Raw genomic sequence first — 13,653 nt, forward strand, 5'->3', positions numbered from 1 at the left:
CGACCGCTTCGACCGTCCTGTTGCTCATGGTGTTGACGACCCGGATCACCTGACCGTCGGAGCCGGCTTCCAGGGCCTTGCCCTGGGCGGTCAGGGTCATCGACTTCTGCTGAAGGACCATGGTGACCAGCGAACCCTTGGTGACGACCTGCGGCTGCTGAAGGTCGCGGGCGCGGATCGGGGTGTTCTCGTTGATCTGGCGGCGCGGGGTCTGGCCGATCAGGTCGGCGGTGTCGCGCACCAGCTCGGCGCCCATGCGGTTGATGCGGACTTCCATATAGCCGATATCGGACGCCGCGATCACTTCGCCGGGCTTGATGCGCCGGGTCAGGACCGGCACGTCGGCAAGGGCGGCTGCCCGGCCGCTGATGGCGGTGCGGGTCTGTTCCGGTCCTTCGGCAGGGGCGACCAGGACGGCGGAGAACCGGCCCTGGACCTGGTCGAAGGTCACGGATTCCAGCTTCAGCGTGGTCGGTTGGTCGGCCGGCAGATGGACTTCCAGCAGCTTGTTGTCGAGATCCACGTCCAGCCGGTCGGCATCCGCCCGCGCCGTCAGCTCGGCCTCGACCGCGCCGCGGACCATCTCGGCGTTCACGACGGAACTGCTCCGGGTCACGGTCGCCCGCTCGAACTGGCTGTTGGGCCGCCAGGAGATCTGGTGATAGGACGCGATGCGCAGCAGGTATGTGGCATCGTAGGTGGCGCGGCGTCCGGGAGCCGGCGCGCGGCCGACCGGCTGGTCTTCCTTGCCCATCACGTCGTCGAACAGGTCGCCAAGCCGGACGGTGTCGCCGCTGATGGTGGTGTCCGTCCGCAGGGTGGCCGCTTCGGCGGTCCGGATCTGGGACGCCGCCGCGATGGCGAGGGTGGCGGACACGGCGATCAGGGCGAGCTTGTTCATTTTCTCTATCCTCGGTCTCTGGACTGGCTTCGGCGAACCGGCTTCGGTGCGGTCAGCGCAGCTGGCTGGTCGTGGTCATCATCTGGTCGGTCGTGCTGATCACCTTCGAGTTCATCTCGTAGGCGCGCTGTGCCGTGATCAGGTTGGTGATCTCGGCCACGATGTTGACGTTGCTGGTTTCAAGGGCGCCCTGGACCAGCCGGCCGTAGCCGGGAGCCGACGGGTTGCCGGGGACGGGATCGCCGGAAGCGGGAGTCGCCAGCAGCAGGTTGCTGCCGATCGCTTCCAGGCCGGCGTCGTTGGGGAACACCGCGAGCTGGATCTGGCCGACCGTCTGCGGCTGGATCTGGCCGTCCAGCTTGACCTGGACCTCGCCGCTGGCATTGACCGTGATATCGACCGCATCGGCGGGAACGACAATGCCGGGCTGGACGGTGTAGCCGTCCGATGTCACCACCGTGCCCTCGGCGTTGAGCTGGAACGAACCGGCGCGGGTGTAGCCGGTGTTGCCGTCGGGCAGGGTGATCTGGAAGTAGCCCTGGCCGTTGACGGCCATGTCCAGCGAGTTGTCGGTCACCGACAGGTTGCCCTGTTCGTTGATCCGGTAGACGGCGCCGGTCTTGACGCCGGCGCCGATCTGGATGCCCGAGGGGACGATGGTGCCGGCATCGGACGAGGTCGAACCGACCCGGCGCTGGTTCTGGTACAGCAGGTCCTGGAATTCGGCGCGCTGGCGCTTGTATCCCGTCGTCGTCATGTTCGCGATGTTGTTCGAGATCGTTTCGACGTTGAGCTGCTGGGCCAACATGCCGGTGGTGCCGATGCTCAGGCTACGCATGGTGAGTTCCTCTTCTTTTCAGGTGTAGCCGGAGCTTCAGCTCAGCCGGGACAGCTTGGTGATGGCGTTGCGCTGCCGTTCGTGCTCGGCATCGATCAGCTTCTGGTTGGACGCGTACTGGCGGGAAATCTCGATCATCTGGGTCATCTCGACGACGGACTGGACGTTCGACTCTTCGACGGCGCCCTGGACCACCTTCAGGTCGGTCGCCGGCTTTCCTTCCTCGTCGGTGGCGTAGAGCCCGCCGCCCAGGTCCTTCATGAACTGCTCCCGCTCGAACTGGACCAGCTTGATCTTGCCGATCTGGCCCTGTTCGGTGGAAACCGTGCCGTCGGCCGCGATGGTCACCGGCCCCGCGTTCTGCGGCACCGTCATCGGGCGGTCCTGCTCGTCCAGGACCGGCAGGCCGCCGGCATCGACGATCTGGCGGTCCAGATCGAGCTGGAGGTGGCCGGACCGGGTGTAGCGCTGGCCGTCGCGGGTTTCGACCGCCATGTAGCCGTTGCCGTGAAGCGCGATGTCGAGCGGGTTGCTGGTCGAGGTGATCGGGCCGGGGGCGGTGTTCCGCCGCATGCCGTAGTCCTGCGACATCGAGACCTTGTCGCCCGACAGGCCGCCGACGGTGGCGGGCTTCGCCAGGTATTCCAGGAACATCATGCGCTGGTTCTTGTAGCCCGGCGTCGTCATGTTGGCGAGGTTGTTGGCAACCACATCCATCTGCCTGCGAAGGCCATCCTGTCTCGACAGGGCTATGTAGATGGGGTTTTCCATGGCCGGCGCTCTCGTTCCTGGTCTTGAGACTTGGGTCTTGGGTCCTGTGGTCCGGCGCTCATCGCCGGGCCGCATTCTCCCTTGCAGGCCTCGTGCCAGTTTCTCGGAAGTCCGTGAATCCGGCTGCTTTCCGGCGCCTCCGCCTCCGGGCGCCGCCCCGGATAATGCTCCCGCGCGCGAGGCTGCATGGATTGCCCGGCATATTCTGCCGGTCCGCCCGGATGAGATTGCCGGACCGCCCGTCGTGCTCCCGGCAACTGTTCGCATAGTCACCGGCGGCGCCGGAGCGTTCCGGCGGCATTCGCACGGCATAAGCTCGAATGTCGCTCTAAATTCCAGCGAAAGCCTTGTCTTCCCAATAGTGGCCCGAAGTTTGCTTTGTTCAGGCTCGACTGAGAAAACCGGGTAGTTTCAACGACTTGTTAACTATCCCAGGTTAACTGTTTTACCAAGATTTCCGCATGCGCGGGGACCGCTGGGAGCCCATTGATCATGGCGGGAGCCACACACGACGAAGAGGAAGGCGAGGCGGCCGAAGCGCCGGCACGGAAGAAGTTCAGCGGCAAGAAACTGGTGCTGTTCATCGTTCTGCCGCTGCTCCTTCTCCTCGGCGGCGCTGCCGCGGCGTTCTTCGCCGGCGTGTTCGATCCGGCCGAAACCCAGGCGGAAGAGGACCCGCACGGGGAACCGAAGCCCGACGCCCACGGCAAGCCCGACGCCAAGGCCGACGGCCATGGCGCTCCGGCCGCCGGCCACGGCGATCCCGGCGCGGGCGGGGTGTTCTTCAAGGTCCCCGACATGGTCGTCAACCTGAACAGCACCGGCCGCCGCCCCAGCTTCCTCAAGATCAGCGTCAGCGTGGAGGTCGGGCGGGAGGAAGACCTGCCCGAGATCGAGAAGGTCGTGCCGCGCATCGTCGACAACTTCCAGGTCTATCTGCGCGAACTCCGGGTCGAGGACCTGCGCGGTTCGGCCGGCATCTACCGGCTGCGGGAGGAACTTCTGACGCGTCTCGTGATCGCGGCGCAGCCGGTTCAGGTCAGGGACGTCCTGTTCCGCGAAATGCTGATCCAGTGAACCGGGAACCCACGCCATGAGCGCCAGCAGACTGGACAGATCCCTATTCCTGGCCATCGCCGCCGCGGCCTTCCTGGCCTGCGCCCTCGGCCCGTCCATCGGTCGTTCGGAGGAGAAGAAGGATGCCCATGGCGCGGCGCCGCCCGGTCCGGCCGAGCTGTACTTCAAGGTGCCCGATCTCGTGGTCAACCTGAACAACACCGGACGCAGCAGCCCGAGCTTCCTGAAGATCAGCATCCTGATCGAGCTGGTCCACCCGGAGGACATGCCCGCCATCGAGAAGATCATGCCGCGCATCGTCGACAACTTTCAGGTCTACCTGCGCGAACTCCGCCTTGCCGACCTGCGCGGGACATCGGGCATCGACCGCCTGCGCGAGGAACTTCTGCTGCGGGTCGGCATCGCCGCCCGTCCGGTACAGGTCAAGGATGTCCTGTTCCGCGAAATGCTGATCCAGTGAAGCGGGATATGGCACCATGAGCGACCCCAAGCTGGACGGATTGAGCGAGGAGGAACGGCTGGCCGCCGAATGGGCGGCGCTGGCCGACGAAGGCGCCGACGGCGGTGGCGGCGGCGACGAGATGGGGGGTGGAGGGTCCACCCGCGTCCTGAACCAGGACGAGATCGACAGCCTGCTCGGCTTCGACAGCGACGGCTCCGGCGACGGCGACAATTCCGGCCTGATGGCGCTGGTCAACAGCGCGCTGGTCAACTACGAACGCCTGCCGATGCTGGAGGTGGTGTTCGACCGCCTCGTCCGCATGATGTCCACCTCGCTCCGCAACTTCACGTCCGACAACGTCGAGGTCAGCCTCGACCAGATCTCGTCGGTCCGGTTCGGCGACTACCTCAACTCGATCCCGCTGCCGGCCATGCTGTCCGTCTTCAAGGCGGAGGAGTGGGACAACTACGGCCTGATGGTCGTCGACAGCGCCCTGATCTACTCGATCGTGGACGTGCTGCTGGGCGGCCGGCGCGGCACCGCCGCGATGCGCATCGAAGGCCGTCCCTACACCACGATCGAGCGCAACCTGGTCGAACGCATGGTCCACGTCGTCCTGAGCGACCTGTCCGCCGCCTTCGACCCGCTGTCGCCCGTCGTGTTCCGCTTCGACCGGCTGGAAACCAACCCGCGCTTCGCCACCATCGCACGGCCTGCCAACGCCGCCGTGCTGGCGAAGCTGCGCATCGACATGGAAGACCGGGGTGGACGGCTGGAACTGCTGATCCCCTACGCGACCCTGGAGCCGGTGCGCGAACTGCTGCTCCAGATGTTCATGGGCGAGAAGTTCGGCCGTGACTCGATCTGGGAAACCCACCTTGCCAGCGAGCTTTGGATGACGGAGGTGCAGATCAGCGCCGTGCTCGACGAAATGACCGTGCAGCTCTACGACGTGCTGAACTGGAAGGTCGGCACCCGCATCCTGCTCAACGCCACACCCGACGACAGCATCCAGCTGCGCTGCGGCGACGTCGCGATGTTCGACGGGCGGATGGGCCGCAAGGGCGGCCACATCGCGGTCCGGATCGAGCGCGAGGCATCGAAAGAAGCGGACACACGGCGATGACCCTTACCTTCCCGCTCATTCTCGACATCCTGATCGTCATCCTGCTGTCGGCGACCATCGGCTTCGCCATCGTGCTGAACCGGCGGCTCAGCCGGCTGCGCGACAACAAGGCGGAACTCGACGACCTGGTCAAGGGCTTCGCCGACGCGGCGGGCCGGGCCGAAGTCAGCGTCGCCGGCATGAAGGAGACCGCCGCCAAATCGGCCGACGTCCTCCAGAAGTCGATCGACCGCGCCCAGGCGCTTCGCGACGAACTCCAGTTCATGATCGAGGCCGCGGACAGTCTGGCGAGCCGGCTGGAAGGGTCCGTCGGCGCCCACACCGTCCGCGCGACCGCCGGGGCCTCCCCCGCGGCGATCAAGGCCAACACGCGGACCCAGTCTCCGTCGGCCGATCCGGCCTTGCGGGCACCCACGCCCGGCGCGCCGCAACGTCCGGCCGATCCGCCGCCGCTGCGGCGCGCTGCGGCGCCTCCTCCGCCCGCCAGCCTGCCCGCTCCCCCCGCCGAAGAACCGGCGTCCGCCCCGAAACCGTCGTCCCCGCCGCCGCAGGAGGCCCGTTCCAGGGCCGAGCGCGAGCTGCTCCGGGCGCTTGAGAACCTGCGTTGAGGCCCGTCATGCCCAATCCGCAAACACCCAAAAAACCGGCCGCTCCCGCCCGATCCGGCAAGGCAGCACTACCTGCGGCGGCCGGGGCGGCAAAGGCTCCCGTCACGTCGCTGACGCTGCGGTCGCGCTTTCGGCCCCGGCTGCTGCCGGTCACCATCTTCGTCGCCGTCCTGATGCTCGGCGTCCGCGTCGGCGATATCTGGCTGGCGCTGGGCGGCGACCTGCGCGGTCCGATCGGTTCCGTGCAGGCGCAGCAGCCGGCCCCGGCGGCGGCCACGCCGCCGCAGCCGCCGGCGGCACAGCCGTTCAAGACCGATGCGGGGCTGCCGCCGCTGAATCCTGCCGCCAAGGTCATGACCGCCGCCGTGGACGAGCACGCTCCGGAAGGTTCCGGCAGTCTCCAGGCGGAGGTGTTCCAACGCCTGACCGAACGGCGGGAGGAGCTGGACCGCCGCACGCGGGAGCTCGACCAGCGCGAGGCGCTGCTCAGCGCCGCCCAGCAGCGCATCGACCAGAAGGTGACCGAGCTGACCGAGCTGCGGACCAATATCGAAGGGCTGCTCCGCCAGGTGGACGAGAAGCAGACGGCCCAGCTCGAAAGCCTCGTCAAGATCTACGAGACCATGAAGCCCAAGGATGCCGCGCGGATCTTCGAGGCTCTCGAATTGCCGGTGCTGCTCGACGTGGTGGAGCGCATGCGCGAGGGCAAGAGCGCGCCGGTCCTAGCCGCCATGGACCCCCTGAAAGCGAAGGAGGTCACCGCCTCGCTGATCGAGCGCCGGGCCTTGCCGACCCTGCCGAAATAGGCGTGCCGGCTTAACCCCGGTTTAAAGGGGGCCGCGCCAGTGTGGGCCGTCCCACGACACGAACCCGCACCGGCGATCCGAAGCCGGCAATAGCAAGAAGGTAAGCGATGACCACCCTCCATATCGGTTCGACAGCGCCGCTCCATAAGCGATTGGCGGAAGCGCGCGACGAGACGCGGCAACCCATCGACCGCGAGGAGATCGCCGGGATCGTCACCGCCGTCCTGACCTCCATGGAAGGGGACGTCTCATCGAGCGACCTCAAGCTCTACGGCGAGCTGGAATCGCTGGCGCGCTACATCCAGCACGCCAAGCGCGAGATCGCGGCGATCAGGCCGGACGACATCAACAGCGAGCACATCGCCAGCGCCACCGACGAGCTGGACGCCGTGGTCGGCGCCACCGAGGACGCGACCAACCAGATCATGGACTCGTGCGACGTCATCAGCGCCATCGCCGCCAAGGTCGATCCGGAACCCCGCGCCGAGCTGACCCAGGCCGTGACCCGCATCTTCGAGGCCTGCAACTTCCAGGACATTACCGGCCAGCGCATCACCAAGGTCGTCCGTACCCTGAAGCACATCGAAGGCAAGATCGAGGTGCTGATCCAGGCGCTGGGCGAGGAGGTCCAGAAGACCCACCGGAGCGCCGCCGCCGCCGACCCCAACAACGAGGACTCGTTGCTGAACGGCCCGCAACTTCCCGGCAACGCCATCGATCAGAGCGAGATCGACAAGTTGCTCGCCAGCTTCGACTAAGATCATGAAGGTCCGGCTGGGTGCTGTACTGGGAGCGGCGTTGCTGCTCGCCGGCGGGCTGACCGCGGCGGTGCCGCCGGCAGCCGCGCAGCAGCCGGACCCGGTCGTGCGGGTGCGCGCGGGCGTCCATCCCGACCGCAACCGGCTGGTGTTCGACTGGCCGGGCGGCCCGGTCGACTACTCCGTCGCCCGGCAGGGCGACACCGTCCAGATCACTTTTTCGAAACCGGGCACGGCCGATTTCCGCGCCATCCAGCGGACGAAGCTGCGCAACGTTCCGACCGTCGGCCAGACCGTCGCCGACGGCAAGCTGGTGGTCCAGATCACCATCCCGCCCGGCAGCGAGATCAAGCATTTCCGGCCCGGCTCGGGCGGCGTCGCCATCGACATCGTCGATCCCCCCAAGGGTGCGGCAAAGGCGCCCGCGACCGCACCGTCCGCGCCGGCCGCAGCCATACCGCCACCCCCGGCACCCGCACCCGCACCGGCACCGGCTCCCCAGGCGCCGTCACAGGCCAAGCCGCAGCAGGAGCCGGCCAAGCCCCAGCCGTCGTCGCGGAAGCAATTGCTGGCCCCGCCGGCGCCGGAAGGCTCCGCTCCGGCGCCTAAAGCGGCGGTCGCGCCGCCTCCGCCGCCCTCCGCCTCGCCCCAGATGCCGGTGGCGTCCCAGCCGCTCAACGCAACGCCTTCCGAGACACACCGGGGCGGCGTCACGGTGGAGGCGCAGGAACCGGCCGCCGCCGCCGTCTATACCCGTGCCGGTTTCCTCTATGTCGTGTTCGGCCGGCCGCTGGAACTCGACGGCAGGATCAAGGTCGATACCCTGGTCCCCGGACTGGGTGGACCGGAAACCGTGCCCCTGCGCGGCGCCACCGCGTTCCGCATGGCCTTGCCCGACGGCATGGAACCGGCGGTGACCCGCGACGGCAATACCTGGCGCATTGCCCTGGGACCGCGTGCCTCGGCACCGCCCGAAGGCCTGCCGGTCGATGCCCAGCGGGACTTTCCGCTGGGCGCGCGGCTGGTGGTCGGCGTTCCCGATGCCCGGCAGGTCGTCCAGATCAACGATCCCGTCGTCGGCGACCAGCTTCTGGTGGTGCCGCTGCCCAATCCGGGGCAGGCGGTCGCCGAACCCCACGGCTTCACCCAGCTCCGGCTGCTGCCGGCCGCCCAGGGTATCGTCGTACAGCCGCTGGAGGACACCGTCGCCGTCCGCCCGATCCGCGACGGGGTGGAAGTCACGTCCGCCGGCGGTCTGCGGCTGTCGCCGCCGGCGGATGTCGCCGGAGTGTCGGCTACCCGCCTGAGCGGCCGGGGACGGGAACCGGCGGCCTCGGCGGCCTCCGGCCTGTTCGACCTGGCCCGCTGGCGGGGCGGGCCGGTGTCCGACTTCACCAAGCTCCGCCAGAAGGCGCAGCAGGCCGTCCTCAACGCGCCGGAGATCGAGAAGGACCGGGCCCGGCTGGACCTCGCCCATTTCTACTTCGCCCACGGCCTCGCGGCGGAAAGCCTCGGACTGCTGGGCATGCTGGCCGGCAACCAGCCCGACCTGGAAAGCCGGCCGGAGTTCCAGGCGCTGCGCGGGGCGGGGCGGGTGCTCTACGGCGAACCGAAGCTGGGCGCCGAGGATCTCGCCAATCCGGCGCTCGACCGTCAGGACGAAGCGGTGCTCTGGCGGGCGGCCGCTTCGGCGGAGCAGGGCGACTGGCCGGCGGCGGCGCGCGATTTCGACCGCGCCCGCGCCACCCTCGACGGCTATCCCGACCCCTTCTACACCAAGCTCGCTGCGATGGCGGTAAAGGCCAAGCTGGCGACCGGCGACCGGGCGGGCGCCACCCGCCAGCTCGACGCACTGGCCAAGCGCACCGGCGGGGCGTTCGAGAAGAAGCCGGTCGGCCAGTTCCTGCGCGGCCAGCTCCGCCTGCTCGCCGGCAACAAGGACGAGGCCATGGGAGCGTTCCGGGCGGTGGCGGACAGCAACGACCGCCTGTACCGGACCCGCGCCGAACTGGCTCTGGTCGATCTGGAGATGGAGAACGGGACCCTCGGCGCCGCCGATGCCGTCGCCCGGCTGGAGCGGCTTCGCTTCGCCTGGCGCGGCGACGACCTGGAACTCGATATCCTGGAAAAGCTGGGCGCCACCTACATGAAGGCCAACGATTACGCCGAGGGCTTCAACACGATCCGGCAGGCGGCCGAACTCTTCCCCGAAAGCCCGCGCGCCGCCAGGATGCTGAGCGGCATGTCGCAGAGCTTCGTGGACCTCTACACCAAGGACGGCGCCGCGGCGCTGTCGCCGGTCGAAGCGCTCGGCCTCTACGACCAGTTCAAGGATCTGGCGCCGGCGGGACCGCAGGCCGACGGCGTCGTCCGCCAGCTTGCCGAGCGGATGGTCGAGATCGACCTGCTCGGCCGCGCCGGCGACATGCTCCAGGGATTGGTGAACGGCAAGCTCCAGGGGGCGGAGAAGGGGGCCACCGGCACCCGCCTTGCCGCGATCCGCCTTCAGGACGCCAAGCCGGACCAGGCGGTCGCGGCCCTCGACCAGTCCGACGTCCCCGAACTGACGCCGGCCCAGGCCGCCGAGCGGCGGATCCTGCGCGCCCGCGCGCTGGCCGAGCTGAAGCGCTACGGCGAAGCCTTGGCGCTGCTGAAGGAGGACACCAGCCAGCCGGCCGAGCTGCTGCGGGTGGACATCGCGTGGCGCGGCGCCCAGTGGGCGGAGGCGGCATCCGGTCTCGCCAAGGTGATCGGACCGCCGCCGGACGGCACGGCCCTGTCCAAGGACAAGGCGGATCTCGTGCTCAATCAGGCGGTGGCCCTGTCGCTCGCCGGCGACAACGCCGCGCTCGACCGGCTGCGCACGCAGTTCGGCGCGGCCATGGCCGCCGGTCCCCATGCCGACACCTTCCGCGTCCTCGCGCGCCCCGGCCAGTCCGGCGGCCTGATCGACCTCGCCTCGATCAAGTCGCGCGTCAAGGAGGTCGGCACCTTCCAGAAGTTCCTGGCCGGCCAGCGCGGCGGCGCCGCTCCGGCGGTGAACTGACGACCGGCGGTAAACTGACGGAAGGGGAACCGCCGTGGCGGCGGGGACGTTGACTCCCTCTGACACTATAACGGAACGGGGAGAGCAGCGTGTCCCACAATCACAACGGCACCTTCGACGACGAAACCGACCGCCTGAAGTTCAGGCCGGGCCAGCCGGTCCAGAAGGATGCGGAAGGCAATGAAGCAGGCGAGTCGGCCGGGCCGGGCAGCCACACGGCAGCGGCATCGTCCAGCGGCGGGTCGGGCGACATCGTCACCGAAACCAAGAAAGGCCCCAACCCCGTCGCCGACGGGACGGAACGCGCCAGCGAGAGCGAGAACGCGGAACCGGACAGCGACCCGAAAGCGGCGCCCGCGACTTCCTGAATGCCGGAACGGCTAGGACAGCCCGCCGAAGCTCTGGACCAGGGTGCCTGAAATCAGGTGCCAGCCGTCCACCAGCACGAAGAAGATGATCTTGAACGGCATCGCGACGGCGGCCGGCGGCAGCATCATCATGCCCATCGACATCAGGATCGACGCCACCACCATGTCGATGATCAGGAAGGGCAGGAAAAGCAGGAAGCCGATCTCGAAGCCCCGGCGCAGTTCCGAGATCATGAAAGCCGGGATCAAGACCTGGAGCGGCGTGTCCTCCGGCGCCTTGACCTCTCCCGTCTTGGCGATATCGGCGAACAGGATCAGGTCGGCTTCCCGGACATGCTGCATCATGAAGGCGTGGAACGGTTTGACCGACTGCTCGAACGCCTCCATCTCGTCGATCTCGTTGGCGACCAGCGGTGCTATCCCGTTGGTGTAGGCTTCCTGCATCGTCGGGGCCATGATGAAGGCCGTCAGGAACAGCGCCAGACTCATCATGACGGAGTTCGGCGGCGTCTGCTGGATGCCCATCGCGGTGCGCAGGAACGACAGCACCACCGCGATCCGGATGAAGGCGGTCACCATCACCAGGATGCCGGGTGCGATGGACAGCACCGTCAGCAGCGCGAAGAGCTGGATGATCTGCGACGTGCTGGACCCGCCGGCACGGTTGAGGTCCAGGTTGAAGCTCTGCGCAAGGGCTGGACCGGCAAGCAGCCAGACGGTCAGGCCCGCCAGCGGCGCCACGGCCGAGGCCGGCACCGGCAGGTTCCGGCGGAGACGGCCCGGACCCACGGAACTCGCCAAGCTCATGGCGCGCGCTCCCCGCTGGAAGCCAGACTGGCCGAAAAGTCCGGCGGGGGAGCGATGCCGGTTTCCACGACGAGGTCGTTGTTGATGCCCAGCAGCACCAGATGCTCCACCCCGTCGCGCCGGATCAGGACCAGACGGCGCCGGACGTCGATCTGGGCGACTTCGACCACCGCCAGCCGGCGCGGCTTGCCGGTTCGGGCCGGCATCATCGCGCCGTAGCCAAGGCGGCGCATCAGCCACGAAGCGGCCACGATCAGCGCCAGCACGAAGCTGAGGGCGAGCGCGAAGCGCAGGTAGGTTTCCATCTCCATGGCGGGCTGAATTCCGGGACTGCGGGGGATCAATCCCGGACCGGGCCGGGAATCGGGGAGAGATTCTGCTTGCCATAAGCCTGGGACGCCCGGCTTCCAGACATCCGGCGGAGCGCCTGATCCGTATCGGCCTGTACCTGGGCGCAGGCGGCGGAAAGCATGTTGAGGTCCTGGACCAGCAGCACCAGCTTCGGCAGCACGGCGCGGGCCGTCTCGTGCGGCTGGTCCACCAGCCCGGCGCAGATCCCGGCGACCCGGTCGTCCAGTCCGGCCAGATCGATCACGCCGCCACCCTGAAGGGCGACGCGCGTGTCGCCGATGGCGAGCGCGATCATGTCCAGCTCCCGTTCGATCGCCGCCATGTCCGGGAGGGCAGGCCGCTGCCTCTCGGGGCCGTTCATGGACGTTCACCCTGGACGTAATGGCCGCCCAGCGGCGGCAGCTTGCCGTTGGCGCGGTAGATATAGGCCAGGATCTCGGCCACCGCGACCAGCGCTTCCGTCGGAATTTCCGAGTCGAGCTGGACTACCGACAGCAGTTCCGCCAGATCGGCGTCCTCGCGCACCTTGACGCCGGACGCGAAGGCCATTTCCAGGATCTTCTCGGCCATCCGGCCCTGGCCGCTCGCCACCACGCGCGGCAAGGTCGGCCCGTCCAGCTCGTACTGGAGCGCCACGGCGATCTGCTTGCGCGCCTTCGCGGGGCGGGCGGAAGAAGTGTCCGGACGATGGTGATCTGGATAGGGCACGGAGATCCCGCAGAGAAAGATGCCGCACGCCGGGTCGGTGCGTCTCCGGAACCTAGCCGATCATGCTTAACCAATCCTAAAGAGGCGCCGCGGCAAAGTTGACCCGGCAGATATTGCCCCTTCGGACCGGTGACAGCGGCACATCATCCATGAAAAGCGGTGCAAATCCTGACGATACCGCCGCCTCGGCCGTGGCTCGCCGGTTGCATGAAGAAGTACCGGCAGGGATGCGTCCCGCCGCCTTAACGGGATATTAAGACGGCTCGGCAATTCTGGAACCTTGCGTTGAAATGGGCAGGTAGCACCATGGACTTGGGCAGCACGGGCCTCTTCAGGCTGATGAAAGGTAAACTGGACTGGCTGACCGAGCGGCAGCAGGTGCTGGCCCAGAACATCGCCAACTCCGACACTCCCCATTACCGTCCGAACGACCTGACCGGGTTCAGCTTCGACCGTGCCCTGGGACAGACCCGCCAGCTGGCGCCGGCCAGGACGGCGGTCGGCCACATGACGGGCTCGACGCAGACGCAGGGCAACGACGTCCGGAAGGACAAGCCCCGGCACAACTACGAAGCGGCGCCCGACGGCAACTCCGTCATCATGGAAGAGCAGATGATCAAGGTCGCCGATACCGGCATGACCTATCAGCTCGTCACCAACCTCTACCGCAAGCATGTCGGCCTGATGAAGACCGCCATCGGCCGCGGCAGCTGACTCCTGACCCTTAACTCCTGGGAGGAAACAAGATGGATTTGCGCGACAGCCTGACCGTCGCCGCCGCGGGCATGAAGGTGCAGGGCACCCGCATCAAGGTCATCGCCGAGAACATGGCGAACTCCGACTCCACGGCGGAAACCCCCAACGACCTGCCGTACCGGCGCAAGGTGATCACGTTCGAGAACGCGATGGACCGCCAGCACGGGCTGGAGATGGTCCGCGTCCACAAGATCGACAAGGACCGCAGCGACTTCCAGCGCCGCTACGACCCGACCCATCCCAGCGCCAACGCCGAGGGCTACGTGCTGTACCCGAACGTCAATTCCCTG

17 protein-coding genes are annotated in these 13,653 nt (G+C 67.8%); 10 read left to right on the top strand and 7 right to left on the bottom strand.

Annotation, left to right across the window (positions count from 1 at the left end):
- The 3 genes from flgA to flgF form a co-directional block, all read right to left on the bottom strand.
- The coding region (flgA, locus tag AC5JJ6_RS20725; protein ID WP_496043874.1) for a flagellar basal body P-ring formation chaperone FlgA at nucleotides 1-901 on the bottom strand (901 nt) is incomplete at its 3' end.
- 52 nt (nucleotides 902-953) lie between these two features.
- Nucleotides 954-1,739 (bottom strand): flagellar basal-body rod protein FlgG, encoded by a 786-nt coding sequence (gene flgG / locus AC5JJ6_RS20730; protein WP_044437667.1) that lies wholly within the window; start codon nucleotides 1,737-1,739, stop codon nucleotides 954-956.
- Between the two features lie 36 nt (nucleotides 1,740-1,775).
- On the bottom strand, nucleotides 1,776-2,510 hold the full coding sequence (gene flgF / locus AC5JJ6_RS20735) for a flagellar basal-body rod protein FlgF (protein WP_496043875.1): 735 nt from the start codon (nucleotides 2,508-2,510) through the stop codon (nucleotides 1,776-1,778).
- A 492-nt stretch (nucleotides 2,511-3,002) separates the two neighbouring features.
- On the opposite strand from flgF, the gene AC5JJ6_RS20740 reads away from it, so the two are divergent.
- The 8 genes from AC5JJ6_RS20740 (at nucleotide 3,003) to AC5JJ6_RS20775 (ending at nucleotide 10,741) form a co-directional block, all read left to right on the top strand.
- Nucleotides 3,003-3,587: a flagellar basal body-associated FliL family protein gene (locus AC5JJ6_RS20740; RefSeq protein ID WP_496043876.1), complete on the top strand. Its 585-nt coding sequence runs from the start codon at nucleotides 3,003-3,005 to the stop codon at nucleotides 3,585-3,587.
- A gap of 16 nt (nucleotides 3,588-3,603) precedes the next feature.
- The gene (locus AC5JJ6_RS20745) at nucleotides 3,604-4,047 is read left to right on the top strand and encodes a flagellar basal body-associated FliL family protein (protein ID WP_496043877.1); all 444 of its coding nucleotides are present in this window, start codon (nucleotides 3,604-3,606) and stop codon (nucleotides 4,045-4,047) included.
- A gap of 16 nt (nucleotides 4,048-4,063) precedes the next feature.
- Nucleotides 4,064-5,155: a flagellar motor switch protein FliM gene (fliM, locus tag AC5JJ6_RS20750; RefSeq protein WP_496043878.1), complete on the top strand. Its 1,092-nt coding sequence runs from the start codon at nucleotides 4,064-4,066 to the stop codon at nucleotides 5,153-5,155.
- Nucleotides 5,152-5,763: a DUF6468 domain-containing protein gene (locus AC5JJ6_RS20755; protein ID WP_496043879.1), complete on the top strand. Its 612-nt coding sequence runs from the start codon at nucleotides 5,152-5,154 to the stop codon at nucleotides 5,761-5,763. Before fliM ends, AC5JJ6_RS20755 begins: the two co-directional genes overlap by 4 nt.
- A gap of 8 nt (nucleotides 5,764-5,771) precedes the next feature.
- A complete protein-coding gene (locus AC5JJ6_RS20760) occupies nucleotides 5,772-6,569 on the top strand; it encodes a MotE family protein (protein ID WP_496043880.1) in 798 nt (265 codons plus the stop codon).
- Between the two features lie 107 nt (nucleotides 6,570-6,676).
- Nucleotides 6,677-7,327 carry a protein phosphatase CheZ gene (locus tag AC5JJ6_RS20765; protein WP_496043881.1) on the top strand — a complete coding sequence of 217 codons (651 nt, stop codon included), beginning with the start codon at nucleotides 6,677-6,679 and terminating at the stop codon, nucleotides 7,325-7,327.
- 4 nt (nucleotides 7,328-7,331) lie between these two features.
- On the top strand, nucleotides 7,332-10,373 hold the full coding sequence (locus tag AC5JJ6_RS20770; protein ID WP_496043882.1) for a tetratricopeptide repeat protein: 3,042 nt from the start codon (nucleotides 7,332-7,334) through the stop codon (nucleotides 10,371-10,373).
- A gap of 89 nt (nucleotides 10,374-10,462) precedes the next feature.
- The gene (locus tag AC5JJ6_RS20775) at nucleotides 10,463-10,741 is read left to right on the top strand and encodes a hypothetical protein (RefSeq protein ID WP_496043883.1); all 279 of its coding nucleotides are present in this window, start codon (nucleotides 10,463-10,465) and stop codon (nucleotides 10,739-10,741) included.
- Between the two features lie 12 nt (nucleotides 10,742-10,753).
- On the opposite strand, the gene fliP is transcribed toward AC5JJ6_RS20775, so the two are convergent.
- From fliP to AC5JJ6_RS20795, 4 genes are read right to left on the bottom strand one after another with little or no spacing between them, the layout of a single operon-like run.
- Nucleotides 10,754-11,548, bottom strand: a complete 795-nt coding sequence (gene fliP, locus AC5JJ6_RS20780) for a flagellar type III secretion system pore protein FliP (protein WP_496043884.1) — start codon at nucleotides 11,546-11,548, stop codon at nucleotides 10,754-10,756.
- Complete coding sequence (locus AC5JJ6_RS20785; RefSeq protein ID WP_496043885.1) at nucleotides 11,545-11,859, bottom strand: flagellar biosynthetic protein FliO; 315 nt, start codon at nucleotides 11,857-11,859, stop codon at nucleotides 11,545-11,547. Before AC5JJ6_RS20785 ends, fliP begins: the two co-directional genes overlap by 4 nt.
- 29 nt (nucleotides 11,860-11,888) lie before the next feature.
- Complete coding sequence (locus tag AC5JJ6_RS20790) at nucleotides 11,889-12,260, bottom strand: hypothetical protein (RefSeq protein ID WP_496043886.1); 372 nt, start codon at nucleotides 12,258-12,260, stop codon at nucleotides 11,889-11,891.
- Complete coding sequence (locus AC5JJ6_RS20795; RefSeq protein WP_496043887.1) at nucleotides 12,257-12,607, bottom strand: EscU/YscU/HrcU family type III secretion system export apparatus switch protein; 351 nt, start codon at nucleotides 12,605-12,607, stop codon at nucleotides 12,257-12,259. Before AC5JJ6_RS20795 ends, AC5JJ6_RS20790 begins: the two co-directional genes overlap by 4 nt.
- A gap of 306 nt (nucleotides 12,608-12,913) precedes the next feature.
- On the opposite strand from AC5JJ6_RS20795, the gene flgB reads away from it, so the two are divergent.
- Entirely contained in the window at nucleotides 12,914-13,321 is a 408-nt protein-coding gene (gene flgB / locus AC5JJ6_RS20800) for a flagellar basal body rod protein FlgB (protein WP_496043888.1), read from the top strand.
- Nucleotides 13,322-13,353: 32 nt separating this feature from the next.
- Nucleotides 13,354-13,653: flagellar basal body rod protein FlgC (locus AC5JJ6_RS20805; RefSeq protein ID WP_496043889.1), on the top strand; the 300-nt coding region annotated here is incomplete at its 3' end.

The sequence above is a fragment of the Skermanella sp. genome (assembly GCF_059503625.1).

Bases quoted from the DNA above. Each gene is read 5' to 3' on its own strand.
- AC5JJ6_RS20765 (WP_496043881.1), top strand. From the start codon at position 6,677: ATGACCACCCTCCATATCGGTTCGACAGCGCCGCTCCATAAGCGATTG.
- fliM (WP_496043878.1), top strand. From the start codon at position 4,064: ATGAGCGACCCCAAGCTGGACGGATTGAGCGAGGAGGAACGGCTGGCC.
- AC5JJ6_RS20790 (WP_496043886.1), bottom strand. From the start codon at position 12,260: ATGAACGGCCCCGAGAGGCAGCGGCCTGCCCTCCCGGACATGGCGGCG.
- fliP (WP_496043884.1), bottom strand. From the start codon at position 11,548: ATGAGCTTGGCGAGTTCCGTGGGTCCGGGCCGTCTCCGCCGGAACCTG.
- AC5JJ6_RS20760 (WP_496043880.1), top strand. From the start codon at position 5,772: ATGCCCAATCCGCAAACACCCAAAAAACCGGCCGCTCCCGCCCGATCC.
- AC5JJ6_RS20770 (WP_496043882.1), top strand. From the start codon at position 7,332: ATGAAGGTCCGGCTGGGTGCTGTACTGGGAGCGGCGTTGCTGCTCGCC.
- AC5JJ6_RS20740 (WP_496043876.1), top strand. From the start codon at position 3,003: ATGGCGGGAGCCACACACGACGAAGAGGAAGGCGAGGCGGCCGAAGCG.
- flgB (WP_496043888.1), top strand. From the start codon at position 12,914: ATGGACTTGGGCAGCACGGGCCTCTTCAGGCTGATGAAAGGTAAACTG.
- AC5JJ6_RS20745 (WP_496043877.1), top strand. From the start codon at position 3,604: ATGAGCGCCAGCAGACTGGACAGATCCCTATTCCTGGCCATCGCCGCC.
- AC5JJ6_RS20755 (WP_496043879.1), top strand. From the start codon at position 5,152: ATGACCCTTACCTTCCCGCTCATTCTCGACATCCTGATCGTCATCCTG.
- flgF (WP_496043875.1), bottom strand. From the start codon at position 2,510: ATGGAAAACCCCATCTACATAGCCCTGTCGAGACAGGATGGCCTTCGC.
- AC5JJ6_RS20785 (WP_496043885.1), bottom strand. From the start codon at position 11,859: ATGGAGATGGAAACCTACCTGCGCTTCGCGCTCGCCCTCAGCTTCGTG.
- flgG (WP_044437667.1), bottom strand. From the start codon at position 1,739: ATGCGTAGCCTGAGCATCGGCACCACCGGCATGTTGGCCCAGCAGCTC.